This is a genomic window from Micromonospora echinaurantiaca (assembly GCF_900090235.1).
GTDB lineage: Bacteria > Actinomycetota > Actinomycetes > Mycobacteriales > Micromonosporaceae > Micromonospora > Micromonospora echinaurantiaca.
Map to the genome: position 1 here is coordinate 4,458,082 of NZ_LT607750.1, position 25,428 is coordinate 4,483,509.

At 72.4% G+C, this 25,428-nt stretch carries 23 protein-coding genes, 1 tRNA gene and 1 pseudogene; 15 read left to right on the forward strand and 10 right to left on the reverse strand.

Features of this window, described 5'->3' with window-relative positions; genetic code table 11:
• Positions 1-52: 52 nt before the first annotated feature.
• Entirely contained in the window at positions 53-1,261 is a 1,209-nt protein-coding gene (locus GA0070609_RS19955; protein WP_088995188.1) for a helix-turn-helix domain-containing protein, read from the reverse strand.
• Between the two features lie 473 nt (positions 1,262-1,734).
• Here GA0070609_RS19955 and GA0070609_RS19960 point away from each other — a divergent pair, with 473 nt between their 5' ends.
• The 5 genes and pseudogenes from GA0070609_RS19960 (at position 1,735) to GA0070609_RS19980 (ending at position 6,400) form a co-directional block, all read left to right on the forward strand.
• Positions 1,735-2,943: a low temperature requirement protein A gene (locus GA0070609_RS19960; RefSeq protein WP_088995189.1), complete on the forward strand. Its 1,209-nt coding sequence runs from the start codon at positions 1,735-1,737 to the stop codon at positions 2,941-2,943.
• A 370-nt stretch (positions 2,944-3,313) separates the two neighbouring features.
• Positions 3,314-3,526 (forward strand): hypothetical protein, encoded by a 213-nt coding sequence (locus tag GA0070609_RS19965; protein WP_157748259.1) that lies wholly within the window; start codon positions 3,314-3,316, stop codon positions 3,524-3,526.
• Positions 3,527-3,660: 134 nt separating this feature from the next.
• Positions 3,661-4,986, forward strand: a complete 1,326-nt coding sequence (locus GA0070609_RS19970) for a replication initiator (protein ID WP_231928352.1) — start codon at positions 3,661-3,663, stop codon at positions 4,984-4,986.
• Entirely contained in the window at positions 4,983-5,180 is a 198-nt protein-coding gene (locus GA0070609_RS19975; RefSeq protein WP_088995191.1) for an excisionase family DNA-binding protein, read from the forward strand. Before GA0070609_RS19970 ends, GA0070609_RS19975 begins: the two co-directional genes overlap by 4 nt.
• Positions 5,180-6,400: pseudogene (locus GA0070609_RS19980) on the forward strand (tyrosine-type recombinase/integrase). The gene GA0070609_RS19975 and the pseudogene GA0070609_RS19980 overlap by 1 nt, the downstream one beginning before the upstream one ends.
• Positions 6,401-6,475: 75 nt before the next feature.
• On the opposite strand, the gene GA0070609_RS19985 reads toward GA0070609_RS19980, so the two are convergent.
• Together GA0070609_RS19985 and GA0070609_RS19990 are read right to left on the reverse strand one after the other, a co-directional pair.
• A tRNA-Val gene (locus GA0070609_RS19985) sits at positions 6,476-6,547 on the reverse strand.
• Between the two features lie 50 nt (positions 6,548-6,597).
• Positions 6,598-7,182, reverse strand: coding sequence for a TIGR02611 family protein (locus GA0070609_RS19990; protein ID WP_408630606.1), 585 nt, complete (start codon positions 7,180-7,182; stop codon positions 6,598-6,600).
• A 274-nt stretch (positions 7,183-7,456) separates the two neighbouring features.
• Here GA0070609_RS19990 and GA0070609_RS19995 point away from each other — a divergent pair, with 274 nt between their 5' ends.
• A complete protein-coding gene (locus GA0070609_RS19995; RefSeq protein WP_007457244.1) occupies positions 7,457-7,888 on the forward strand; it encodes an SsgA family sporulation/cell division regulator in 432 nt (143 codons plus the stop codon).
• 103 nt (positions 7,889-7,991) lie between these two features.
• Here the strand turns inward: GA0070609_RS19995 and GA0070609_RS20000 are convergent, their stop codons facing one another.
• On the reverse strand, positions 7,992-8,768 hold the full coding sequence (locus GA0070609_RS20000) for a RhlG family 3-oxoacyl-ACP reductase (RefSeq protein ID WP_088995192.1): 777 nt from the start codon (positions 8,766-8,768) through the stop codon (positions 7,992-7,994).
• A gap of 323 nt (positions 8,769-9,091) precedes the next feature.
• Here GA0070609_RS20000 and GA0070609_RS20005 point away from each other — a divergent pair, with 323 nt between their 5' ends.
• From GA0070609_RS20005 to GA0070609_RS20015, 3 genes are all read left to right on the forward strand, one after another.
• Positions 9,092-9,991, forward strand: a complete 900-nt coding sequence (locus GA0070609_RS20005; RefSeq protein ID WP_088995193.1) for a helix-turn-helix domain-containing protein — start codon at positions 9,092-9,094, stop codon at positions 9,989-9,991.
• An 89-nt stretch (positions 9,992-10,080) separates the two neighbouring features.
• The gene (locus GA0070609_RS20010) at positions 10,081-10,599 is read left to right on the forward strand and encodes a GNAT family N-acetyltransferase (protein ID WP_088995194.1); all 519 of its coding nucleotides are present in this window, start codon (positions 10,081-10,083) and stop codon (positions 10,597-10,599) included.
• Positions 10,600-11,103: 504 nt separating this feature from the next.
• The gene (locus tag GA0070609_RS20015; RefSeq protein WP_088995195.1) at positions 11,104-11,283 is read left to right on the forward strand and encodes a DUF4236 domain-containing protein; all 180 of its coding nucleotides are present in this window, start codon (positions 11,104-11,106) and stop codon (positions 11,281-11,283) included.
• A 100-nt stretch (positions 11,284-11,383) separates the two neighbouring features.
• On the opposite strand, the gene GA0070609_RS20020 is transcribed toward GA0070609_RS20015, so the two are convergent.
• Positions 11,384-12,280 (reverse strand): hypothetical protein, encoded by an 897-nt coding sequence (locus GA0070609_RS20020; RefSeq protein ID WP_088995196.1) that lies wholly within the window; start codon positions 12,278-12,280, stop codon positions 11,384-11,386.
• Positions 12,281-12,385: 105 nt separating this feature from the next.
• Entirely contained in the window at positions 12,386-12,907 is a 522-nt protein-coding gene (locus GA0070609_RS20025; protein WP_088995197.1) for a VOC family protein, read from the reverse strand.
• 49 nt (positions 12,908-12,956) lie between these two features.
• Between GA0070609_RS20025 and GA0070609_RS20030 the strand changes: the two genes are divergently transcribed.
• Entirely contained in the window at positions 12,957-13,418 is a 462-nt protein-coding gene (locus tag GA0070609_RS20030) for a MarR family winged helix-turn-helix transcriptional regulator (protein ID WP_088997853.1), read from the forward strand.
• A gap of 57 nt (positions 13,419-13,475) precedes the next feature.
• Entirely contained in the window at positions 13,476-15,176 is a 1,701-nt protein-coding gene (locus GA0070609_RS20035; protein ID WP_088995198.1) for a tetratricopeptide repeat protein, read from the forward strand.
• A 132-nt stretch (positions 15,177-15,308) separates the two neighbouring features.
• On the opposite strand, the gene GA0070609_RS20040 is transcribed toward GA0070609_RS20035, so the two are convergent.
• The gene (locus tag GA0070609_RS20040) at positions 15,309-16,691 is read right to left on the reverse strand and encodes an ATP-binding protein (protein ID WP_088997854.1); all 1,383 of its coding nucleotides are present in this window, start codon (positions 16,689-16,691) and stop codon (positions 15,309-15,311) included.
• A 56-nt stretch (positions 16,692-16,747) separates the two neighbouring features.
• Positions 16,748-17,404: a response regulator transcription factor gene (locus GA0070609_RS20045; RefSeq protein ID WP_088995199.1), complete on the reverse strand. Its 657-nt coding sequence runs from the start codon at positions 17,402-17,404 to the stop codon at positions 16,748-16,750.
• Between the two features lie 96 nt (positions 17,405-17,500).
• Between GA0070609_RS20045 and GA0070609_RS20050 the strand changes: the two genes are divergently transcribed.
• The gene (locus GA0070609_RS20050; RefSeq protein ID WP_088995200.1) at positions 17,501-18,592 is read left to right on the forward strand and encodes a LolA family protein; all 1,092 of its coding nucleotides are present in this window, start codon (positions 17,501-17,503) and stop codon (positions 18,590-18,592) included.
• A 268-nt stretch (positions 18,593-18,860) separates the two neighbouring features.
• The gene (locus GA0070609_RS20055; protein ID WP_172899535.1) at positions 18,861-21,083 is read left to right on the forward strand and encodes a HelD family protein; all 2,223 of its coding nucleotides are present in this window, start codon (positions 18,861-18,863) and stop codon (positions 21,081-21,083) included.
• A gap of 77 nt (positions 21,084-21,160) precedes the next feature.
• On the opposite strand, the gene GA0070609_RS20060 is transcribed toward GA0070609_RS20055, so the two are convergent.
• Positions 21,161-21,568 (reverse strand): hypothetical protein, encoded by a 408-nt coding sequence (locus GA0070609_RS20060; RefSeq protein ID WP_088995202.1) that lies wholly within the window; start codon positions 21,566-21,568, stop codon positions 21,161-21,163.
• Positions 21,569-21,742: 174 nt separating this feature from the next.
• Here GA0070609_RS20060 and GA0070609_RS33670 point away from each other — a divergent pair, with 174 nt between their 5' ends.
• Both GA0070609_RS33670 and GA0070609_RS20070 read left to right on the forward strand, forming a co-directional pair.
• Complete coding sequence (locus GA0070609_RS33670) at positions 21,743-23,785, forward strand: glycerophosphodiester phosphodiesterase family protein (protein ID WP_088995203.1); 2,043 nt, start codon at positions 21,743-21,745, stop codon at positions 23,783-23,785.
• Positions 23,786-24,066: 281 nt separating this feature from the next.
• Entirely contained in the window at positions 24,067-24,354 is a 288-nt protein-coding gene (locus GA0070609_RS20070) for a hypothetical protein (RefSeq protein ID WP_172899536.1), read from the forward strand.
• Between the two features lie 107 nt (positions 24,355-24,461).
• Here the strand turns inward: GA0070609_RS20070 and GA0070609_RS20075 are convergent, their stop codons facing one another.
• On the reverse strand, positions 24,462-25,412 hold the full coding sequence (locus tag GA0070609_RS20075) for a sporulation protein (RefSeq protein ID WP_088995205.1): 951 nt from the start codon (positions 25,410-25,412) through the stop codon (positions 24,462-24,464).
• Positions 25,413-25,428 lie beyond the last annotated feature (16 nt).

Sequence of the window (25,428 nt, forward strand, 5' to 3'; positions counted from 1 at the left end):
GAAAACCTACGTAGCGTTGCCGGGCGGAACGGGTACCGTTCCTACCCGTAGATCAGGAGACGAGGCCAACCTTCAACGCGAGATCGTGCACGTCGCCACGCACGGAACGCGCCTGGAGCAGATCCAGCGTGATCTGGCGGGCGTAGCCGTTGAAACGGATCGTCTCCGGCGCGGAGTCGTACGCCTGCCGGAGCGTCGCCACAGTGGCCTCGTTGTCGCCCTTGCCATAGTGGCCGCGGGCCACTTCGATCAGGTGGCGCGCGCGTCGCGGCCTCGACGGGATGGCAGCCGGATCAAGGCGATTGGCCTGTCGCACCGCCTCACCGGACTTCTGCAACTCGACGGCGACGGTCACGGCGTGGGCTCCCATGATGACCCGGGAGAACGACGTCTGCGGCTGGTAGAAGCCCTGCGGCAATCGCTGCGCCACCCGATCCGCGCGATCCCAGTAACGCCACGCACGGCCGTCCTCGCCAGCACGGGCGGCGGTGTAGGCGGCCTCGAAATTGAGCGCGCCCCACAGCGCGAGCAGATTGGCGTTTGCCTCGTCGGTTCGCGCCTCCAGCACCGAGACCACGTCCAAGGTCACCGTCATGGCGGTGTCCCAGTCCCCGGCGTCCCGGTGAACCTGGCACAGGAACCAGCCCGCGCAAGCCAACGCCTCCGGATCGCCCGACTCCTGCGCCGCCACCATCGCCCGGTCCGCGACCCGCCACAGCAACTCGGCAGCGGGCTGGTAGGCCAGGAACATCTGAGCCAGCCCAAGGACCTCTGCCAGCAGAGCATGCGCCCGGCGACGCTCGTCACCCTCGTATGTCAACGCGGCCTGCTGCGCATCTCGCACCAGATCCGGCAGCAAAGCGCCGAGGACCGTCCGGTGGTCCGACGCCTGATGGCGTGCCCGCCACGCTGCGTCAAGACGTTCCCTGATCGCCGCCAACGGTTGCGGAGGCAGAGCACCCGAGAACGAGAAGCGGTTGACGGCGTCACGGACCGAAGCAAGTGCGGGATGCTCCGGCCCGTTGACCACGGCGGACCGATCGCTCAACTCCCCGATCAACGCGGACACGTCGACCTTGAGCGCCCGGGCGATCCGATCCAGCATGTGGACGCGCGGCGGCAGGATGCGATCTGTCTCCACCGCCTTGACCCACTCGGCGCTCCGACCGACCAGCCCGCCGAGCACAGCGCGGGTCTTGCCCGACCGCTCGCGGTAGAGCTTCAGGCGCTGCCCAAAGGTCAGCTCTGGCATGGAGTCCATCCCGAACCCCCTTATAGCGCGGGATGCATCACCGGCCTGTCAGCCGCCGTCGTGCCCACGGTACTCACAGGCGGCGCACCTGGTAACCCACCATCTCGCCGACCCGCTCGTCAGCGCGTCGAATACCGAAGTGACCCCCGCCGGGGGGATGCGGTCTCAAGCTGTCGGCCCGTGCCAGCGGGTGACGTCTGGCGTCAACGAGCAGGCACCGGGCCTCGTCCATTGATGTTCGTGGCCGACTCGCATCGAGGCTCGCGCTGCCTTCTTGCTGCCTCGCTCCTGACGTCTCGCTGACAGCTTTGTGCACCGCGTCCGCGCACGTCCGGGAACGGGTTGCACGCTAGAACTGGCGTCCATCGCTGGGCTTGCCTGTCCGTCGCCGTCTTGGCCGGTTGCTGTCGGCGTTGCTGTCGACCCCGCAGCGGACAGGCATTTGGCAACCCGCCTGAAGCGATCAAAAGTAGCGTCATCCCATGGCCATGGAGAGTAGGGCGGGTGAACAGCCGGGGACATACAAGCAGTCCCAGCGGGCCGGCTTCGTGGAACTGCTGTTCGACGTGGTGTTCGTGTTCGCCTTCACCCGACTCTCCGACCGGATGGTCTCTGACCTCAGCTGGCGAATGGGCTACGCGACATTCGTGCTGACGCTGGCGCTTTGGTGGGTGTGGTACCGGCTGGTATGGGCGACCAACAGGTACGACTCGACCCGACCAGCGATCCAGATCATGGTCATCGGCACCACGCTCGGTAGCCTGCTGATGGCCATCGCCGTGCCCGAGGCATACGGCGACAGTGGTTTCCTCTTCGCCGGCGTCTACGTCGCGATCCAGACAATCCGCCCGCTCTGGATCATTCTCATCGGCACAAACACAGAGGTACGGCTGGTCAGCGTTCGGATCCTCTTCTGGGCCCTCATCTCAGCGATCCCGTGGATCGCCGGCGCCTTCACCCAGAGCGGAGCGCGACTAGCCTGGTGGAGCCTTGCCGTCGCCCTGGACTACCTCGCGGGCGTCCTCGACTACCCCACGCCGCGACTCGGCCGGGCAAGGTTCCGAGCTGATCCGATCCAAGAAGACCATCTCACCGAGCGCTACCGGCAGCTCCTCATCATCGCGTTGGGCGAGACGATCCTGATCTCCGGTATCCAGATCAGCCCGCACGGTCTCGAGCGGGATCGAGTCGCGGCGCTGCTGGTGTCGTTCGCCATCACGGTTTTGCTGTGGCAGATCTACTTCTACCGGGCGGGTGAGTTGCTGGCCATCGCAATCGCATCGGCACCGTCTCCGGCATACGTCGGCAGACTCGCCTCATACGCGCACCTCGCCATGATCACCGGCGTCGGCCTCACCGCCGTCGGCGACGAACTGATCATCTCGCACCCGCTCGGCCACACCGAGCGACCCTGGGTCCTGGTCATCCTCGGCGGTCCTGCGGTGTTCCTGATCGGGCGGGCCCTGCTCGACTACGTAACCTTCAGCCACGTCTCCTGGTCCCGACCGATCGGACTCCTAACCCTTGCCGCAGTGGCCCCGGTGACGATCCTGCTCCCCCCGATCCTGGTCGCCGTCACGGCCACCGCCGTACTCACCGGAGTCGCCATCTCCAACGTGATCTCATGGCGACTGTTCCCCCGAGTACCCAAGCCAGCAGCACCCGGCCAAATGTCCTCCTACCGACCATGAACTGCACGGACTGAAACCGCCCGGACATCTCGCTTACAAGCTCTGTGCGCCGCGTCCGCACGCGTCCGGGAACGGCCGCACGCTCGGAGCCTCGTCCATGCCAGCGCTCGTCAGCGTGCCGCCGTCCGGCGGCGTTGCTGTCAGCGTTGCTGTCGACAGCCGTTCCGCCCGCGACTCAGGCCGACCCCGCTGGGGAGGGAGCGGACACAAGTTGTTGGTTGCTGCCAACCGGCGCCGGCGCGCATCGATGAGCAGGTGCCGGCCGTCGAGCGGCGCTGCTCGTGTCACGGCCCTTACCCAACGGGCCGGTCGATGCGACCCCGTGTGAGCACCGGGCGCTCCGTCGATGTCCTCGCTACGATCCGAACTCTTGACCAAACGGATCGGAGAGTCTGTGTCCCCCTCACGCCGGCGCCGGCAGCAGGCCGTCTATGTGCCCATGTGGTATGCCAACTTCATCGGCCTGGCTGGGCTCGCGTTCGTCATCTACCTGTGCGCTAACCAGGGGGTTGGGTCCGCCCTGTTTTGTCTCTTCGTTGTTGTCTTCGTGTTCGTGGGCCTGCTCATCCACGTCAAGCACTGATCTTCAAGCACCGCCGGCAGGGCTCAGGCCTCCGCCACACGGTTTAGGAAGGGAGTAGCGCTCAGCGTGCGGACCCCCTCACACCAGGGCATTCGGGCGATCGCTCCGCAGCGGTGGGCTAGATCATTCCGCGCATGTTCCGGATCTTGCAGATCAGGCCGTCCCCGACCTGGCTCTACCAAGGTGACGCCTACCAGGTAGTGCGCTGCGGCCTGACTGGCGGCAAGGGCGTCCCTGCCTCGGTCGGCCGCCACCCGGTCGTCTTCGCCACCTTCACCGCCCCGTCCTTCGGCGCGGTCCACCACCGGCACGTCCCGCGCCACACCTGCCGCAGCCGGCAGCGCTGCGACTGCCGCCCCGCGCCCTGCCGCGCCCGCAGCAACGCTGGCATCTGCCCGCACGGGCGGCCCGCGGCGTGCTTTGCCCGCCACGACACCGACGATCCGCGGCTCGGGCAGCCGTTGTGCCTCGACTGCTACGACCACGCCCACCAGGTCGTCTGGAACTACTTCTCCGGCGAGCTGTGGCGGCGCACCAAACAGGCCGCCGACCGCCGCCTCGCCGCCGTCTGCCGCAAGCGCGGCATCCCCTTCGTCCAGGTCGTCACCGCCTCGGGCAACGTCCGCTGGGTGCTGCCCGTGCGGGTGTCGCACGGCAAGGTCGCCGAGATGCAGCGCCGGGCCGCCGTGCACTTCCACGTCCTGCTGCGCCTCGACGGCGTCGACCCGGACAACCCGGACGATCTCGTGCCGCCACCGGCCGGCATCACCCTCGACGACCTGGAAGACGCGATCCACGCCGCCGCCCGCCAGATCACCGTCACCACACCGCCGCACGCTGATCAGCCGCAGGGCTGGCTGGTCGCCTGGGGCGAGCAGGTCGACGTGCGCCGCATCAACAGCGCTGGCGGTGAGCTGACCGACGGCAAGGTCGCCGCCTACCTGGCCAAGTACGCCACCAAGGCGACCGAAGCCACCGGCTACTGCTCCACCCGACTCACCGCCGCCACCATCGACGACTTCGCCGACCCAGAGGGCGATCACATCGCCCGCCTCATCGACGCCTGCTGGCGACTCGGCCGCCCCACCCTCGACGTCACGACCAGCGGCGCCGCAACCGCCGACGACCGTCAAGACAGGCTTGACGCAAAATCCAACGCCTACGCCGGACTCCGCCGCTGGGCGCACATGCTCGGCTTCGGCGGCCACTTCCTCACCAAACCCCGCCGCTACTCCGTCACCTTCGGCAAGCTCCGCGACACCCGCGCCACCCACCGCCGTACCGAGGACGACCAGGCCGACACGATTACCGTCGGCACCCTCACCTACATCGGGGCCGGCTGGCCAACCGACGGCGACGCCCTGCTCGCCAACACCGCCGCCCGGCAGCGACGCGAGAGCAGACGCATCGGCCGGGAAGAACTCGCCCACGAAGCGTGGCTCACCGGAGCCGCCGCATGAGCCACGACCTCCGCCCTCGCTGGTACTCCCCCGCCGAGGTCGCCGTCCTGCTCGGCTTCGGCATCTCCAAGGTCAAGATGAAGATCGCCACCGGCGAACTGCGCTCCATCAAGGACGGCAAGTACCGCCGCATCCTCCCCGAATGGGTCGACGACTACATCCGCGAACAGGTCGAACGCCAGGAGGCCGCCTGATGCCCGGACGCGCACGAGCCAACGGCGAAGGCTCGATCTTCCCGTACCGTAACGGCTTCGCCGCCTACGTCTGGGTCACCAAACCCGACGGCCGACGCACCCGCAAGTACGTCTACGGAAAGACCCGTGAGGCCGTCCACGACAAGTGGATCAAGCTGCACCAGCAGGCGAAGCAGGGACCGGTAGCGACGAGCGTCCCGACGGTCGGCAGCTTCCTCACCTACTGGCTGGCCGAGATCATCCAGCCGAACCGGGCACCCCTGACCTACGCCACCTACGAGACGTTCGTCCGCCGCTACATCGCCCCCGGCCTCGGGGCGAAGCGGCTCGACCGACTCCAGTCGCGCGATGTGCAGACCTGGATCAACCAGGTAACCCGCACCTGCCAGTGCTGCTCCCAGGGCAAGACGCCGCCCGACCGAAGGACAAGCGGCGCTGCTGCGCGGTCGGTCGCTGCTGCCAGGCCGTCCCGTCCACCCGGACGGTCAGCGACATCCGGGCCGCCCTGCGGGCCGCCCTCACCCACGCCCAGGCCGAAGACCTCATCGCCAAGAACCCCGCCGTGCCGGTCACCCTGGCCACCGTCCGCCGGCGGCGGGGGCAAGTCCTGGTCGAGCGATGAAGCCCGCAAGTTCCTCGAATCCGCCCGCCACGACGAGGACCCGCTCTACGCCGCCTACGCCCTCGTCCTCGTCACCGGCCTACGCAAGGGCGAGGCCCTGGGACTCACCTGGGAGGACGTCGACCTCGACGCCGGAGAGCTGACCATCGCCCGCCAACTGCAACGCGTACGCGGACAGCTCCTGCACCGCGACACCAAAACCCAGGCGTCCGACGCCACCCTCCCCCTGCCCGACATCTGCCTGACCGTCCTCAAGCTACGAAGCGAACAGCGCGACGAGGCACGAGCAGCCGCCGGCAAGGCATGGCACGAGAACGGCCTCGTATTCACCACCCGCTATGGCACACCCATCGAGCCGCGCAACTTCCAACGCTCCTGGCAGACCCGATGCGACAAGGCGGGAGTCAAGCCGATCACCGTCCACGACGCCCGCCGCACCTGCGCCACCCTCCTGGCCGACCTCGACGTCCACCCGAGAGTCGCCATGCAGGTGCTCCGGCACGCCCGGTTCTCCGTAACGATGGAGATCTACACCCAGGTCTCGTCCAAGGCGACGAGAGAAGCACTCAAGCGGCTCGGCGATTCCCTCGACAGATGACCGTTGCTGTACTTCGCTGCTGTACGGGCAGCAAAAAGGCCATCCCCGATGAATGGGAATGGCCTTTGACCTGCGTGGGCGATACTGGGATCGAACCAGTGACCTCTTCGGTGTGAACGAAGCGCTCTCCCGCTGAGCTAATCGCCCTCAGCGCGGATGACTGTACCTGATCGGCTGCCGTCCCCGCGAATCCGGGGTCAGTGCGTCGCGAGGTAGTGCAGCGTCCGGGCGACCACGTCGATGCCGAGGCTGTACTTGAGCGACAGCCAGACCACCGTGCCGACGAAGACCAGGCCGACGGAGCCGAGCACGAACCGTACGCCGAGTGACTGCCGCTTCACCCACTGCGTCCAGCCGTGGACGTGCCGGCGGGTGAAGCCGAGCAGCCGGCGGGCCCAGTGGAACTCCACGGCCCAGATGCCCAGCCCGGCGATCACCAACAGCCAGCCCGGCCCGGGCAGCGGGATGAGGGCGACGCCGATGGTCACCACGAGGGCGCCGGCGATGGCGATGAAGATCTTGAGGGCGACCCGTCCGGTGGGGTTGGCGCGGATCAGGTCCAGGGTCATGCTGACCCGCTCCCGCCAGCGCGGCCGGGGCCGCCGGTCGGCCACGGCGGTGCCGCCGGTGCGCTCGGACGCCCCGCGCCCGGCCTCCGGCCGACCGTGCCGGTCGTGCTGTTCCATCGGCACCCCGTACCCCCGCTGTTCGGCTGCTCGGACCGCGACGTTCGGCGGCCGCGACGCGGCCATCGGATCCACTGAGGATCGTTTCGTGACCATTTCCACCCCCAGTGTCGCGCGGAACCGTCACCCCTTCCGACGACTGGACGTTACCGGAGTAAGTCGACGACTGAACCACCCGATGCCGGGCGGGATCACGCACTGGGCAGAACCGGAAATCCTACATGAATTTTCACATTCTGACGGCTCTTCCGACCCCCTTCCCACCACTGGGTGAAGTCAGCGTATGGCGGAGCGTAGCCAGGAGTAGCACCTGAGTATGGGAAAAAGCGGGACACGCGCGTTCCGCAGCGGTGCCGGGGGGAGAACGTCCATGAGTGTCATCCGACCGACGACCGTAGAGGTCGAGACGTCGCTAAGGCTCGTCGCGCCTGACGCCACCGCCTTGCCGGTGCGTGCCAGCCTGCGCTACGACCCTGCTGACCCGTATGCGGTCCATGTCCTGTTCCACGCCGAATCGGCCGGCGGCGAGGCGGTGAGCTGGTCCTTCGCCCGCGAACTGCTGGTCACCGGCCTCGACGAGCCAGCCGGCATCGGCGACGTGCGGGTCTGGCCCTGGGCCACCCCGCGCGGCGACTTCGTCGCGCTGGCGCTGTCGTCGCCCGACGGCAACGCCCTGTTCGAGGTGCCGCGCAGCGTCCTGGTGCGCTTCCTGCGGCGGACCTACGTCGTCGTCCCGCGCGGCCGCGAGGCCGAGCACCTGGACGTCGACACTGCGGTGAACCGGCTGCTCGCCGGTCGCTGAAAAACCGGAACAACCGGCCAGACGGGGCCGCGCGGATCTGCCGAGTCCGCGCGGCTCCGGCCCACCCGGCCGTACGCGGGCAGCCTCCCGCCGCGGGCCGGGCTCAGCCGTGGGTGGTGATGCCCCCGTCCACCGGGATCACCGCGCCGGTCAGGTAGGCCCCCGCCCGCGACGACAGGTAGATCGCGGTGCCCGCCATGTCCTCCGGCCGGCCGATGCGGCCCAGCGGCACCTGCGACTCGATGGCGGTCCGGGACTCCGGGTCGTCCAGCGCGAACGCCATCATCTTGCTCTCGAACGGCCCCGGTGCGATCGCGTTCACGGTGATCTGCTCGCCGGCCAGCTGGTGGGCCAGGCTGCGGGTGAGCATGTGCACGGCAGCCTTGGTGGCGGAGTACGCGTACACCTCCATCCAGGGCACCCGGATGCCGTCGATCGAGCCGATGTTGATCACCCGGGCCGGGTCGTCGGCGCTGGCGGAGGCCCGCAGCGCGGGCAGCAGCGCGGTGGTGAGCCGGAAGACGGCCTTCACGTTGACCGCCCAGAGCTTGTCGAACGCGCTCTCCGGGTACGCCTCCAGCGGCGCGCCCCAGGTCGCGCCGGCGTTGTTGACCAGCACGTCGAGCCGGTCGACCCGCTCCCGGACGGCCGCCGCGAGCCCCTCGGCGCCGGCGTCGTGGCTCAGGTCGGCGGGGATCGCCTCGCAGCGCCCCTCGGCCGACAACTCCTTGGCGACCCGCTCGCACACGTCGGCCTTGCGGGACGAGATGATCACGCGCGCGCCGGCCCGGACGAAGCCCTGGGCGATCATCAGACCGATCCCCCGCGAGCCACCGGTGACCAGGACCGTCTTGCCGTCGACCGAGAACAGATCCGTCATGCCCACCCCATCGCCCGTCACCGCTACCGATCGGTAACCTAACCCTCCCCCTCACCCCGGACAACCCCCGCCCTGTGCCATGATCCGCGCTTTCTCGGAAAGAGTGCCCGTCCGCGCGCGAATGGCCGCTCTTTCCGAGCACGGCGTCGTCGTGTCTGTCGTCGATCTCGGGTGCCGGGGTGAGGTCCGGTATGCGTGCGTCGCAAGCTGACGGTGGCGGGGGTGCGGCGCCCGGGCCGGGAGGGCGGGCAGCCGGCCGAGCAGGGCCGGACGCCACGCCGTCGAGGTGCGGCAACCGGCGACGCGGGCTACCGTCGCAGGCGATGGTCCCTTCCGGTCAGCTCTCCCCGGCGTCGTACCCCACCGGTGCGCCCTGCCCCGCCGAGATCGACACCCTCACCCTGGGTGACCTCGCACCGGGTCCCGGTTGGCGGCGGCCGGTGCTGTTGGAGCGGGAACTGCTCGTCCTGACCACAGGCGGACACGGCACCGCCGAGGTGGACTTCCGGGCACTGCCCTGCCGGCCCGGCACGCTGCTGCGGGTGCATGCCGGGCAGGTGCTGCGCTGCACCGGCGCGCACCTCGACGCCACCGTGGTGCGCTGGCGGGCCGATGCGCTGCGCGGGCTGGACGTCGACCCGGACGCGATTCCGACCTGGCTGCAACTGGCCGGCGAGGACGAGGACGCGGTGATCACCGAGGTCAGCCAGCTCTCGGTGGACTGCCAGCGGCACCACGGGGTGCCGGCCGCCCGCGCCCTGCTCCGCCACCAACTCGCCGTGCTGCTGATCCGGCTGGCGCTGCTGCCGACCGACCGGCCGGCGCCGCGCGCCGAGACCGCCACCTTCCACCGGCTCTGTCGGGAGATCGAGCGCGGCTACCAGCACACCCGCCGGGTTGAGGACTACGCCGACCGGTTGGGCTGCTCGGTCCGGACGCTCACCCGGGCCTGCCTGGCGGTCACCGGGCGCAGTGCCAAGCAGGTGGTCGACGAGCGGGTCGCCCTGCAGGCCAGCCGGCTGCTGGCGGCCACCGACGAGCCGATCGCCCGGATCGGCCGCCGGCTCGGCTTCTCCGAGCCGACCAACTTCGGCCGGTTCTTCACCCGCGAGGTCGGGGTGAGCCCGGGCTCGTTCCGGGCCGCCCGCGAGCAGCCCGTACCGGGGCCGGTCATCCGGCCCCGCCGGCCGGCCGACCCGCTTACCGGCGCCGGCCCCGCCTGACGGCGGGCGGGAGATATCGGTGGTCGCCGCACCGACCCGGCGCGTACGTTGACCGCCGCCCCGCTCGACCTCCCAGGGAGACCCCGCTGATGCCCACCCCGACCCTGCACACCGACCGGCTGCTGCTGGAGCCCTACCAGCCGGACGACGCCGAGGACTTCGTCACCCTGTTCACCGACCCGGAGGTCGGGCGGTTCATGGGCGACGGACCACTCACCGCCGAGGAGGCCGGCGCGCTGTTCGGCCGGGTCTTCAGCAAGGTGTACGCGGCGGACCTGTTCGACGTCTGGGCGGTGCGCCGCGACGGCCGGTACGTCGGGCACGCCGAGATCAAGCGGACCGACCAGGTGGCCGGGCACGAGATCATCTACGCGCTGGCCAAGCCGGCGTGGGGCGGCGGCCTCGGCACCGAGCTGGCCCGGGCCCTGGTCCGGTACGGCTTCGACACCCTCGACCTGCCCCGGGTGTACGCGACGGTCGCCGACGCCAACCACGCCTCGCTGGCGCTGCTGAGCAAGCTGGGCTTCGCGCACGAGCGGGACATCCTCGAGGACGACGCCAGCGTCACCCGGGTCCTCGTCGTCGACCGGCCCGGCCCGGCGAGCTGAGCCGCGCGGCACCCGCGAACCGGACCTGATCGTCGGTTCGACCTGTCGCTGGCCGCAGCGTCATCCACTCGTCGCGCCTACACCGCGCGTGACGACCGCGATCGCCGCGGCCGTGCAACCCATCCCGCCACAGCCCCGCCGGCACCACAACGGATCCGCCGCCGCGGCACCGCGGGCCGTTTCCATGTCCGCCCGGCCCGCAACCAGCGCCCAACCCCTCTCCGCCTGGCTTGGTGAGGCGGCGTCCGCCGCGCCGAAAGCGTGCGCCTACCGCGCGTTCGGGTGCATTTGTTGTCGCTGGGACGACAACAAGTGCACCCGGTCCGGTCGCGGCGGGCGTGGTGATGACCGTGTCGGCCGGGCCGCCGTGCTGGCGGGGGTTGCCGAGCAGCTTCGCCATCGACGTCACCGTCCAGGGCGGACGGCACCGGGTTTCGTGAATCGCGCTCCCGGGAAGAGTTCGGTTTGGACACGGCAGGGAATGGTGACGAAGGGAGCCCCGCGATGGGTCTGATGTTCCGCAAGCGCAAGAAGTACGGGCCGATCATCCTGAATTTCACCGAGAACGGGTTCTCGTCCTGGAGCATCAAGATCGGTCGCTGGTCCTGGAACTCCCGGGCCAAGGCGCACCGGGTCGACCTGCCCGGTCCGCTCTCCTGGAAGCAGGACAAGTCCCGGACCTGACCGTCCGAACGTCGCGCGGGGTGCCGGTGACTCACCGGCACCCCGCTCGGCGTCCAGGCCCGTTACCCAGGACGTCCGCAGACCGGCAGCGGGACGGCGGTCAGGTCGGCGGTTCGACGGCGGTGATGACGACGTCGCCGCCGAGCCGACCGTGTTCCGGCTCGCGGCTGACCGCCCCGGAGTGCAGCAGCCCGGTCAGCGCCCGGACGGCGTCCGCCGAGCGGTAGACGGTCGAGGTGAGCGCGTGCCGGCGTAGCTCGGTGACCGTACGGGGGCCGGCGCGGTGCAGCTCGGCCAGCAGTTCCCGGCGCAGCGGCCCGGGCTCGGGGTCCAGGGCGATGTCCAGCAGCCGCCCGGCCGGGTCGGCCGGGTCGCGGTACCGGACGCCGGCGTACTCGTCGACTGCCCAGAGCGCCTCCTTGAACGCCTCCAGGCTCTTGTCCGACCCGGTGGCGAAGGCGAGCCGCCGCGCCGGTGAGCCGTCGGTGGGCACCAGGTCGACCTCGGTCACCAGCGGGAAGCCGACGACGCCCAGCGCGTCCCGGGTCGGCGCGTCGGCACCGGTCAACAACAGCAGCTCGGCCGGGCGTCCGGTGGCGGCGGCGGCCAGCACGGCCGGGTCCGGCGCGGTCGGGTCGTCCACGAACGACAGGGCGGGTGCGCCGGCCGCTCCGGCCGCCTTGAGCGCGACCGGCAGCCGGGCCGGCCGGCCGGGCACCACGTGCACGGCCACCTCGGCCGGCAGGTCCGCCTCGACGGGGCCGAGCCGGGCCGGCAGGTCCTCGCTCCCCTCGGCCAGCACCAGCACGGTCAGCCGGCGACCGCGCAGCCGGTCGGCGTACTCGGCGACCACCCGCAGCGCGGCCTCGGCCCCGCTCGCGTCGTCCCCCGTGTACGCGCAGGCGACGGTGGCCCGGCGGGCGCGGTGCAGCGCCCCGGGCAACCAGTGCTCCAGGTGTCGGACGAGCAGCTCGCGCAGCACGGCGTCGGTCGGCATGCTGCCGTTCTACCGCACCGCGGCGCCCGGCGGGCGGCCCGGCCCGTCCGGGCGCCGGACGGACACCCGCCGCAGGCTCCGCGGGACCCACCCCGACCCGCAGGTTCAGGCGGGGATGGAGATGCCCACTCCGCCGCGGGTCTGGCCGCCGTAGCGCTGCCGCTCGGCGTCCAGGTCGAGCCGGCCGATCCGCTTCCGGGCGGCCAGCGCGGCGTCGTCGAGCCGGTCGGCCGGCACCAGCCAGACGATCTCGAACTCCAGGCCGTCCGGGTCCTGGCCGTAGAGGCTCTTGGTGGTGCCGTGGTCGGAGCTGCCGACCAGGGCGCCCGCGGCGGCGAGCCGCTGCGCGGTGGCGGCCAGCTCGTCCAGCGTGTCCACCTCCCAGGCCAGGTGGTAGAGGCCGACGGTGGCGCGGCCCGCGGTGGAGCGGCCGGCGCCGGCGCCGATCTCGAACAGGCCGAGGTCGTGGTCGTTGGTGGAGTCGGGCGCCTGCAGGAAGGTGGCGCCCCGGAAGCCGTCCGGAGTCATCGCCACCGGGCGGAAGCCCAGCACGTCCCGGTAGAAGGCGACGCTGCGGGCGAGGTCACTGACGTAGAGGACGGCGTGGTTGAGGCGGTGGATTCCCATGCCTCGACGCTAGCTCGATTTAGTTGAACCTTCAACTATTAGCGCTATGATGGGCGTCATGACCCGCTGGCTGGACCCGGACGAGCAGCGCACCTGGCGGGCGTTCCTGACCGCCTCCCGGGCGCTGATGGAGACGCTCGATCGCGAGCTGCAACGCGACGCCGGGATGCCGCACGCGTACTACGAGATCCTGGTCCGGCTCTCCGAGGCGCCGGAGCGGCGGCTGCGGATGAGCCTGCTGGCCGAGGCGAGCGGCGCGTCGCGCAGCCGGCTCTCGCACGCGGTGTCCCGGATGGAGGCGGCCGGGTGGGTGCGCCGCGAGGAGTGCCCCACCGACCGGCGCGGGCAGGTCGCGCTCCTCACCGAGGCGGGGTTCGCCACCCTCGCCGCCGCCGCGCCCGGGCACGTCGAGGGGGTACGCCGGCACCTGTTCGACGCGTTGAGCCCGGCTCAGGTCGACCAGCTGCGCCGGATCAGCGAGACGCTGGCCGACCACCTGACCGGTTCCTGACCGAACCGCTCCGGCGCGGGACTTGTACTTACCGTCGTCGGTTGAGCACGATGGGGCGTGCCCTCCGGCTTCGGTGAACTGACTGACCAGGCGCACCACCTGGTGTCCGCCGGCGACCTCGCCGGCGCCCAGCGGCTGCTCGCCGACGCGCTGACCGAGGCCGACCCGCGACCGGCCAACGCCACGCCCGAGCTGGCCGAGGCGGCCAGCCTGCAGGCCCGCGTGCTGGTCGCCCTCGGCGAACCGCACTCGGCCCGGGGCTGGGCCGCCTTCGCGTACGCGGCCACCACCCGGCTGCACGGCCGCTCCGACCAGCGCACCGTGGCCGCCGCGGCCACTCTGGCGGCGGTGCTGCACCGGGTCGGCAGCTGGTCCCGCGCGGCCCGGCTCTACCAGGAGGTCATCATCGAGCTGACCGCCCTGGACGGCCCGGAGTCGCTGCGGGTGCTCGCCGCGCACGCCGACCTGGCCACCGTGGAGTACGCCCGCGGCCAGTGCCAGGTGGCCCGGGACCGGCTCCAGGACGCCTGGGAGCTGCACCGCGAGGTGTACGGCGACGGGCACCCCAGCGGCATCAAGATGCTCGCCCGGCTCGGCGCGATGCAGCGCGACTGCGGGCAGTTCGCCGAGGCGCACGACAACCTGGCGTTGGCCCGCGAGCTCTGCCGCCAGCACCTGCCCGCCGACGACCCGCTGGCCGCGCAGGTTGCCACGCTGGCCCGGGCGGCGGCGAACCCGGATCACGTCTGCGCCGAGACCGCGCCGGTGACCCGGGACGGCCCGGTCGTGCCGGCCGCGCGCACCCCGCCGCCCGGCGACGGGCCGGCCGAGCCGCCGCAGGACTGGCCCCCGCCCGGCGAGGACCCGGCGCAGGGCTGGCCCCCGTCGGGTGAGCACCCGGCGCCGGACTGGCACCCCCCGGAGGGCTGGCACCCGTCGACCGGCCAGCACCCGCCCGAGGGTTACCACCCCTCGGGCGGCTACCACCCCGCCGGCTGGCAGCCGGGCGAGGAATCCGCGCCGGCGGAGGCCGCCGACCCACCGGTGCCGACGCCCCGGCAGCCGGTGGACGGCTCGACCGCCACCGCGGAGCAGGGCTGGTGGCCCCCGGAGCATGGCTCCGACGACGGGTCGGACAGCGCGGTGCCCCCGTCGGTGGTGACCCTGGCCGACGGCCCGGTCGACGAGGCGGACGGGGTGCGCCGGGTGCCCCGGTACGACGAACCGCCGCACCAGCCGTCGCCGCTGCTGCCCGTGCCGGTGCACCGGCCGCCGGGCCGGCGTACCAACCGGCTGCTGCTGCTCGTCGTCGCGGGCGTCGCCGTGGTGCTGCTCGGCACCGCGGCGGTCATCGCCGGGGTGTCCCGGGTGGACGGCGGCGCCGACCCGACCGCCCCGGCCGCCAGCGGCGGGCCGGTCACCTCCACCGCGCCGAGCACCCCCGCGCCGGCCACGTCCTCGCCGACCGGCGTCGCGGCGGCCTCACCCGGCACTCCGCCCGGCGCGGTGGCCCTGCGGGACAACCGGGACAACGTCGCGCTGAGCTGGACCTACCCGGCCGGCGGCGAGGGTCCGGTAGTGATCTCCGGTGGCCGGGCGGGCCAGGCCCAGACCGCCTTCGCCGACCTGCCCGCCGGCACCACCAGCTTCGTCGTCTACGGCCTGAACCGCAGCACCGACTACTGCTTCACGGTCGCCGTGGTCTGGTCCGCCGACACCGTCGCCCGCGCCGAGCAGGTCTGCACCCGCCGCCGCTGACCACCCGGCCCGCCCCGACGGCGGCGAGCGGAGCCGTCGAGCCGGCGCGGGCTGGCTCAACCGGCTCGTCGGTCCGGGTCGACGTCGCCCGCGCAGCCCGCGGGCGGCGTCGACAGTGCCGCCGGGGCCGGCTCAGGCCGGCTCGTCGGGCAGGGCGGGCAGCCGCAGCCGCACGCACAGGCCCGGCCCGGGCTCGGCGTCGGCCAGCTCGACCGAACCGGCGGCCCGGCGAACCAGTTCGCGGACGATGGCCAGCCCCAGGCCGGTGCCGCCGGCGTCCCGGGCCCGCGCGTCGTCGAGCCGGGTGAACCGGTCGAAGACCCGTGCCCGGTCCGCGACCGGGATGCCCGGCCCGTCGTCGGTCACCGTCACCAGGTGGTACGCGCCGGGCCCGGCACCCGCCCGCCGCGACGCCGGGGCGGGCCCGTCGCCGCCCGGCGCGGGTACGGCGGCCAGCACCACCTCGCCGCGGGCGTGCCGGACGGCGTTGTCCACCAGGTTGGCCAGGATCCGGTGCAGCTCGTCCGGATCACCGACCGTCCAGACCGGCGACTCCGGGATGAGCACCCGCACCGGCGGCGACGGGTACCGGGCGGCCACCGCGGCCAGCAGCCCGCCCAGCTCTACCGGACCGGTGGCCCGGGCCGGCGGGGCCTCGTCCAGCCGGGCCAGCAGCAGCAGGTCGTCGACCAGCCGGCTGAGCCGCTCGGTGTCGGCGAGCAGGTTCGCCGACACCGCCGTCCAGTCGGTCCGCTCGGCCAGCCGCTGCGCCACCTCCACTTCGGTGCGGATGTTGGTCAACGGGCTGCGCAGCTCGTGTGCGGCGTCCGCGACGAAGGCGCGCTGCCGGTTCCGGGCCGACTCCAGCCGGCCGAGCATGCCGTTGAGGGTGACCGCCAGCCGGTGGATCTCGTCCCGGGACGCGGGCACCGGCAGCCGGCCACCGCCGTCGCGTCCGGTGATCTCCTCGGCCCCGCGGCGCAGTGCCTCCACCGGCCGCAGGGTCGCCCCGACCACCCGCCAGGCCACCACCGCGAGCAGCCCCACCAGCAGCGGGAACGCGACCAGCAGGATGGTGCGTACCGCATGCGTGCTGTGCCGCACGTCGGCCATCGAGCGGGCGACCAGCACGGTACGGGGTTCGGCCCCGGTGCCGGCCGGCACGGCCACCACCCGAACCGGCCCGGGCAACCCGACCCGCTCCCCCGGCACCGTCAGGCGCTGCCGGGCGTCCCGGTCGATCTGCTCCGGCCGCAGCATCGGCACCAGCCGGTCGGCGTCGATCGAGGCGGCCCGGACCCGACCCTCGTGGTCGACCACCTGCACCCTCATCTGGCCGGCGGCCACCGGCAGCGGGTCGGGCAGCGCGTCCTCCGCGGCGAGCAGCGCGACCGCGTCGGCGGTGCGGAACGCCTCGTTGTCGACAGTGCGTTGCAACACGAAGTGCAGCACGCCGAGCAGAACCAGCCCGCCGACCGCCAACCCGACGGAGAGGCCGAGCACACCGATCACCATGAGCCGGCCGCGCAGCCCGAACGCCGCCCGCAGCCGGCTCCACGGTCCGGCCCCGGTCACGTCGCCAGCCGGTAGCCGGCCCCGCGGACGGTCTCCAACCGCTCCCGGCCGATCTTGCGCCGCAGGTAGCCGACGTAGACCTCGACGACGTTCGGCGCGGTCTCCATCCCGGCGTCCCAGACGTGGTCGAGCAGTTCGGTCTTGGAGACCACCTCGCCGGGACGGCGCATCAGGTAGTTCAGCAGGGCGAACTCCCGGGCGGTGAGTTCCACCTCGGCGTCGGCCCGGGTCACCCGCCGCCGGGCCGGGTCGAGGGTGAGGTCACCCACCGCGAGCACCGTCGGGCGTTCCGGGGCGCCGCGGCGCAGCAGCGCCCGCAGCCGGGCCAGCAGCACCACGTACGAGAACGGCTTGGTGAGGTAGTCGTCGGCGCCGCAGTCCAGCCCGTCGGCCTGGTCGTACTCGCCGTCCTTGGCGGAGAGCATGAGCACCGGCAGCCAGTGCTCCTCGGCGCGCAGCCGACGGACCACCTCGTAGCCGGAGAGGCCGGGCAGCATGACGTCGAGGATCATGGCGTCGTAGCCGCCGTGCCGGGCCGCGTCCAGCCCGGCCGGGCCGGTCGCCGCCACGTCCACCGCGAACCCCTCGGCCTGCAACCCTCGTTGCAGGGCGGCCGCCAGCCGCGACTCGTCCTCCACCACCAGCAACCGCACGGCTCAAGCGTGCCACCCCCGGACGAGGGGCCAAAGCGCCGTCCTCAGCGCCCTCTCAGCCTCGATTGGGCAGGATGTGTCCAGGAGGTGCCATCCATGTCCGTCCTGAAGAGCCGTCCCGTCCTGCGCTGGCTGGTCCCGGTGACCGCCGCCGCCACCGTCATCGGCGGCGGTGCCGCGCTCGGCACGTTCGCCGCCCAGGCCGAGCCGAGCCTGCCGCCGCGCACGGCCGCCGAACTCCTGGTCGATCTGCAGACCTCCCGGCTGGAGGGGCTCTCCGGCACGGTCGTGCAGCGCGCCGACCTGGGCCTGCCGCCGCTGGCCGGGCTGGCCGGCGGGGAGCTGGGCAGCCTGCTGACCGGCACGCACACGCTGCGGGTCTGGCACTCCGGCCCGGACCGGCAGCGGATCGCGCTGCTGGACACCCTCGGCGAGAAGGACATCATCCGCAACGGCCGGGACGTCTGGACCTGGGACAGCCGGACCAACACCGCCACCCACCGCACGCTGCCGATCGAGGGCGGCGAGCCGGCCGCGCCGGAACTGCCGGCCACCCCGCAGCAGGCGGCCGACCAGGCCCTCGCCGCGATCGACCCGAGCACCGAGGTGAGCGTCGGCCGCTCCGCCACGGTGGCCGGGCGGGACGCGTACGAGCTGGTGCTCGCCCCGCGCGACGCCGCCTCGCTGGTGCACCAGGTGCGGATCGCCATCGACGCCCGCGAGCACGTGCCGCTGCGCTTCGAGGTCTTCGCCGACGGCAGCGACCAGCCGGCCTTCGAGATGGCGTTCACCCAGGTGGACTACGCCCGGCCGGCCGCCGACCAGTTCGCGTTCAACCCGCCGCCCGGGGTGAAGATCACCGAGGAGTCGGTGGAGCGGCCGGCGGGCGCGCACCGGGCCGAACGCCCGGCCGGCGAGCGGCCGCAGGCGCGTACGGTCGGCGAGGGCTGGACCACGGTGGTGGTCGCGCGGCTCGGCGGCGCGGCCAGCGGCGGCGCCGGCAAGCCGGCCGAGGCCCCGCCGGCCGAGGTCGCCGGGGTGCTGGACGCGCTGCCGAAGGTCAGCGGCGACTGGGGCAGCGGGCGGCTGTTGACCGGGAAGCTGTTCAGCGCGCTGCTCACCGACGACGGCCGGCTGCTCGCCGGCGCGGTCACCCCGGAGCGGCTCTACGAGGTGGCGAAGGGCTGAACGCGGCGACGGTCGGGAGGTACGCGCAGGCGGCCTTCCGACCGGCGTGTTCGGGGGGTGCGGCCGGCGGGTGACGCCGGCCCGCAACGCTTGGTGCGGCGGATCGGCGCGCGGTATCTTTCTCAGTTCAGGCAACAAAAAAGAACGGCCGAATAGCCGTTCCGGGAAAGATACTAACCAATTGGGAGACGGCTTGTCAAGGCACTCCGGCGATTCCGGTGAATTGCAGCCCGACGACGAGATCGGTCGCGAGCAGGAGTACGTCTCGATGCTCTACCGCCGGCTGGACGGGCTGCGTGAGCAGGCGTCCCGGCGACTGACCGAGGAACTGCGCAACACCGGCGGCACGTTGCAGGCCCGTTCCCAGCGCGACAGCGCGGTGCGGATGTACGCCGAACAGGTCGAGCAGTTCTCCGCCGTGGAGAACGGCCTCTGCTTCGGCCGGCTCGACACCGACGACGGCGGGCGACACTACATCGGCCGGATCGGCATCTTCGACACCAGCGGCGACTACGACCCGCTGCTGATCGACTGGCGGGCGCCGGCCGCCCGCGCCTTCTACCTCGCCACCGCCGCCAACCCGCAGGGCGTACGCCGGCGCCGGCACCTGCGCACCCGGGAGCGCAAGGTGACCGCGCTCAACGACGAGGTGCTCGACCTGGCCACCGCCTCCCCCACCGCGCACGAGGAGCTGACCGGGGAGGCGTCGCTGCTCGCCGCGCTGAACGCCGGGCGGACCGGGCGGATGCGCGACATCGTGGAGACCATCCAGGCCGAGCAGGACGCGGTCATCCGGGCCGACCTGCCGGGCGTGCTGGTGGTGCAGGGCGGGCCGGGCACCGGCAAGACGGCTGTCGCGCTGCACCGGGCCGCGTACCTGCTCTACACCCACCGCCGGGAACTCGCCACCCGCGGCGTGCTGCTGGTCGGCCCGAACGCGACCTTCCTGCGCTACATCTCCCAGGTGCTGCCGGCGCTGGCCGAGACCGGTGTGCTGCTGCGCACCCAGGGCGACCTCTTTCCCGGGGTGAGCGCCCGGCGCACCGAAAGCGCCGAGGCGGCCGCGCTCAAGGGGCGGCTGGTGATGACCGAGGTGCTCGCCGCCGCGGTGCGCGACCGGCAGTGGGTGCCCGCCGAGCCGCTGGAGGTCGAGCTGCCGCAGCGGGAGATCCTCCGGCTCGACCCGGCGACCGTCAGCGCCGCCCGGGACCGGGCCCGCCGCTCCGGCCGCCCGCACAACCTGGCCCGCGCGCTGTTCGACATCGAGATCGTGCACGCGCTCTCCGCGCAGGTCGCCGACCGGATCGGCGCCGACCCGCTGGGCGGGGAGAACCTGCTCGACGAGGCCGACATCGCGGAGATCCGCCGCGAGCTGCGCGAGGAGCCCGAGGTGCGGGCCGTGCTGGACGAGCTCTGGCCGGTGCTCACCCCGCAGCGCCTGCTCGCCGACCTGTACGCCTCGGCCGAGCGGATCGCCGCCGCCGCGCCGATGCTCACCGCCGCCGAGCGGGCCCTGCTGCACCGGGAGCCGGGCGGCTGGACGCCGGCCGACGTGCCGCTGCTGGACGAGGCGGCCGAGCTGCTCGGCGAGGACGAGCGGGCCGCGACGGCCCGCCGGGAGCGGATCCGGGCGCTGCAACGCGAGTACGCCGAGGGCGTGCTGGAGATCGCCCGGGGTTCCCGGTCGATCGACGTGGAGGACGAGGCCGAGGGCGGTGAGATCCTCGGCGTGACCGACCTGCTGGACGCCGACCGGCTGCTGGAGCGGCAGGAGGAGGTCGACCGGCTGACCACCGCCCAGCGGGCCGCGGCCGACCGGAACTGGGCGTTCGGCCACGTGATCGTGGACGAGGCGCAGGAGTTGTCACCGATGGCCTGGCGGCTGCTGATGCGCCGCTGCCCGAGCCGGTCGATGACGATCGTCGGGGACGTGGCGCAGACCGGCGCGTTGGCTGGCACGCCGTCCTGGGCCGACGCGCTGGAGCCGTACGTGGCGCAGCGCTGGCGGCTGGAGGAGCTGACGGTCAGCTACCGCACCCCGGCCGAGATCATGGCGGTCGCCGCCGAGGTGCTGGCCGAGATCGACCCGGCGCTGCGCCCACCCCGCTCGGTACGCCAGAGTGGCTTTCCGCCGCGGGAGGTCGCGGTACCGGTGGCGCGGCTGGCGGCGGAGCTGGTCGACGCGGTGACCCGGGAGGCGGCCGGGTTGACCGACGGCCGGCTCGGGGTGATCGTGCCGGCCGGTCGGGTGGTTGAGCTCGGCGCCGCGGTCACCGCCGCGCTGCCCGAGGCGGCCGTCGGCGAGCACCCGGAGCTGGAGAGCCGGGTGGTGGTGCTGACCGTCGCCCAGGCCAAGGGCCTCGAGTTCGACTCGGTCGTGGTGGTCGACCCCGACCAGATCTTCGCCGAGTCCCCCCGCGGCCGCAGCGACCTCTACGTCGCCCTCACCCGCGCCACCCAACGCCTGACCACCCTCCACCCCACCCCCTGACCCGGATGTGTTGATCATGAGGTTGGCGGCGATGTGGATCTCTTCCACTGCCGCCAACCTCATGATCAACGGGGTCGTTACTCGGTGGTGGAGTTGCCGGGGCCGGTGGCGATGGTGGACTGGTCGCTCGTGGAGCCGCCGGTGGGGGTGCTGAGGCCGCCGGTGGTGGCGTCGCCGGTGGTGGTCGGGGCGACCTTGCCCGGGTGGCGCTCCGGCTGGCGGGCCAGCCGCCGCACGCTCGCCGGGCCGGCGGTGCCGCCGGTCGTGGTGACCGCCCCCTGACCCCGGGTCGGACCGCCGTCGCGCAGCACGGTGGGGTCGACCGCCACGTGCGCCGGGTCGTCCGGGTCCTCCTCCTGCCGCACCCGCTCCACGTCCGTGCGGGGCACGGTCACCTCGTCCAGGGCGCCCTCGCCGTACACACCGCCGGCGATCCGGTTCTCCGCCTGTCGGGCGGCGTCCTGTCGCATGTCGTCCTCACGCACGATCCATCACCTCGCAGAAAGGGTCGGTCTCTGTGCGTGCCCGACGACCGGGCGGCCAAACCCCCACCGCCGGTTCACCGGGGTGTCGTCCACCGCTCGCCTGCCGGCCGCCCCGGCTGCCCATGCTGATCCGCGGACCGGCGGGACATCCCCGCCGGAGGGAGAGAGGACAGCGTGCGCACAGCACGCCGTACCGCCGTCGCGGCCCTGGCGGCGGCGACCGTGGCGACCGGTCTCGCGGTGCCCGCGGAGGCGAAACCGCGACCGGACCGGACATTCGACGTGCAGGCCCACCGCGGCGGCCTGGGGTTGCGGGTGGAGAACACCCTGGCGTCCTTCGGCAACGCGCTCCAGCTCGGGGTGAGCACCCTGGAACTGGACGTGCAGATCACCGAGGACGGGCAGGCCGTGGTCACCCACGACCGGAAGGTCAGCGGCGCCAAGTGCGTGGACACCGCCCCGGTGACGCCGGGTGACCCGGAGTTCCCGTACGTCGGGAAGTACGTCAACACGCTCACCCTGGCCCAGGTGCGGACCCTGGACTGCGGGTCACGGACGCTCGCGGACAAGCCCGGCCAGCTCGCCGTCCCGGGTGCCCGGATGCCGCTGCTGCGCGAGGTCTTCGCGCTGGTCAAGCGGTACCGGGCGGACGACGTGACGCTCAACGTGGAGACCAAGGTGGAGGCCGGCGCACCGACCGAGACCGCCCCGCGGGAGCAGTTCGTGCAGGTCACCGCGGCCGAGATCCGGCACGCGGGGCTGCTGAAGCAGGTGACCGTGCAGAGCTTCGACTGGGGCGCGCTGATGCGGATGCGTCAGGTCGAACCGCGGCTGCCGCTGGTCGCGCTGACCAACTACGACTTCCTGCAGACCGGCCAGCCGGGCGCCTCGCCGTGGCTGGGCGGGCTCGACATCGACGACTTCGGCGGCGACCCGATCCGGGCCGTACGCAGCTTCGGCGCCGACGCCTTCTCGCCGGTGCACGGTTTCCCACAGAACGGCACCGTCACCGACCCGGGCTACCGCCCGTACGTCACCCGGGAGCTGGTGGCGCGGGCCCACCGCCACGGCCTCAAGGTGATCCCGTGGACGGTGAACGACGTGCCGACGATGGCGAAGCTGATCGACGACGGCGTGGACGGCATCATCACCGACTACCCGGACCGGCTGCGCGGCCTGCTCGCGCAGCGCGGCCACCGACTGCCGGCGGCGTACGCCTCGCCGTTCGACGTGCAGGCGCACCGGGGCGGCCGGGCCACCCGCCCGGAGAACACCCTGCCCGCCTTCGCGCACGCGCTGGAGAACCGGGCCATCTCCACTCTGGAGCTGGACACCGGGGTGACCGAGGACGGCACGCTGGTGGTGCTGCACGACCGGACGGTCAACGGCTCGCACTGCGTCGACACCGTCCCGGCCCGCCCCGGCGACCCGGAGTTCCCGTACGTGGGCAGGCCGGTGCACGAGCTGACCCTGGCGCAGCTCAAGACGATCGACTGCGGCTCACGGACACTGCCGGAGCTGCCCGCGCAGGTGCCCGTCCCGGGCGCCCGGATTCCCACCCTGGACGAGGTCTTCGCGCTGGTGCGGCGAAGCGGCCGGGACGACGTCCGGCTGAACATCGAAACCAAGATCAGCCCCCTGGTGGCCGACACCGAGCCGTACCGCAGCTTCACCCGCAAGCTGGTCACCGCGATCGAACGGGCCCGGTTCACCGACCGCGCGACCATCCAGTCCTTCGACTGGCGCACCATCCGATACGCGAACAAGCTGAACAAGCGGATCGGCACCGTCGCGCTGGTCTGGCAGTACGGCCCGGCCGAGTGCGCCAGCCTCGCCGACGAGTGCTCGCTGCAGGCGGTCTACGGCGACCGGTCGGTACGCAGCCCGTGGACCGGTGGGCTGGACTGGTGGCAGCACCGGGACCTGGGCCGGCTGACCCGGGCCGCGGGCGCCGGCACGGTGTCGGCGAACTGGCAGGTGCACGACCCGGCGCAGGGCACGGTGGCGGACGCCGACTGGTACCTGCGGGAGAACCCGGCATACTTCCACGGACCGGACGTGACGACCCTGCGGGAGCGGTACGGCCTGAAGGTGGTGCCATACACCGTCAACGACGCCCGGGTGATGCAGCGGGTGATCGACCTCGGTATGGACGGCATCATCACCGACGACCCGGACCTGCTGGTCGACGTGGCCATCCGCAACGGCCTGCGCTGAGGTGCCCCGCCGGTGGCACCGGGCTCCCGGTGTCACCGGCGGATCCCGGATTTCCGCCGGTGGCCCGGTGTTACTGCCTCGGGGGGTCGGGTAGTCGGGAGGTGCCCCCGCCATGAACGCGAACCGTGCCGTGGCCGAAACGCGGTAGCGGGGCGAGGGAGTGCAGGTACCGACTCATCGCATCCGAGGAGGACAAGATGAGCACGCAGGCTGCATCCACCAGGCCGATAAACCGGCCCGCGCAGGACGTGCAGAACCGCGCGATGCAGGAAACCCGGCCGATGCCGGTGATGGGTGACGGTCACCGGGAGCAGATGCCGTCTCCGGGTACGGAGACCAAGCACTCGTTCCTGACCACCGAGTTCTGGATCTACGCCGCCGCGACCGCGGTCCTGGTGATCGCCGCGTTCTGGCGGGGTCCGGAGACCAACGGGTTGAACCTCAACAACCCGAACCAGGTCTGGTGGTACCTGTCCATCCTGACCGGTGCGTACCTGATCAGCCGGGGTCTGGCGAAGGCCGGCTCGGCACGCCGTTCCGGCGAGGAGCGCAAGACCCGCGGGCGTTGACCCGCACCGCGTGACGGCCGGTGGCCCCCGGGACCCCGATCCCGGAGGCCACCGGCCTCTTCGTACCCGCCGTCCGATGTGCTCGCGTCACCGCAGGCGGGAGCGGGTCACTCCTCGAACCCGCCGAAGTCCGCACCGAAGTCGCCCTCGAAGGCGTCCTCGATCATCTCGCCGGCGATCATGCCGCCGGCCACGCCGAGCGCCGCGCCGGCGACCATGCCGCCCATGCCGTGGCCCCGACCGCGGGCGTGCGGCACGCCGAAGCCCTGGGCGCGCAGGCTGCCGTAGCGGGAGGTGGTCTCCCGCAGCCAGCCGTCCACCACCTGCGCCCAGTCGACCCGGTCGGCGTCCGTGTGCGGGACCCGGTAGCGGCCGAAGGCGTCGTGCCCGGCGCTGAGGAAGCCGCCGCGCTTGTCGCACTCCAGGATCACGTCCACGCCGTCGCGACTGGTGACGAAGGTCAGCTCCACCTCGGTGACGGTCTGCGCGTACTGCGGCGCGGCGAAGAACTCGATCTCCTGGTAGAAGGGGAGCGTCTGCTGCACCCCGTGGATCCGGCCGCGCTCCAGGTCGGCGTGCTTGAACCGGAACCCGAGCCGCTGGAACGCCTCCAGGATCCGCTCGTGCACCGGCAGCGGGTGGACGTTGACCTGGTCGAGGTCGCTCTTGTCGACCGCCCGGGCCACCGCCAGCTCGGTGCGCAGCCCCATGGTCATGCCGCGCAGCCGCTGGCCGTAGACGTCGGTGATCGGGGTCTCCCACGGCACCGGCAGCTGGAACGGGATGGCGAGCTGCTGCTTCGGGGCCAGCTGGAGCGGCCCGCTGACCACCATCCGGTGGAACTCCATGATGCCGGCGTACTCGGTGTCGCCGCCCTCGATCTCGACCCGGGTGACCAGCCCGAGCACGACCTGCTCGATGTTCGCCTGCGCGTCCCCGCCGAGCAGGTTGACCTGGCCCTCCAGGGTCAGGCCCGGGCGGGTGTTCGGGTTCGTCAGGACGGTGTCCACGCTGGGACCGCCCACGCCGAGCGCGCTCAACATCTTCTTGAAGACCATGCGAACTCCCGTGCCA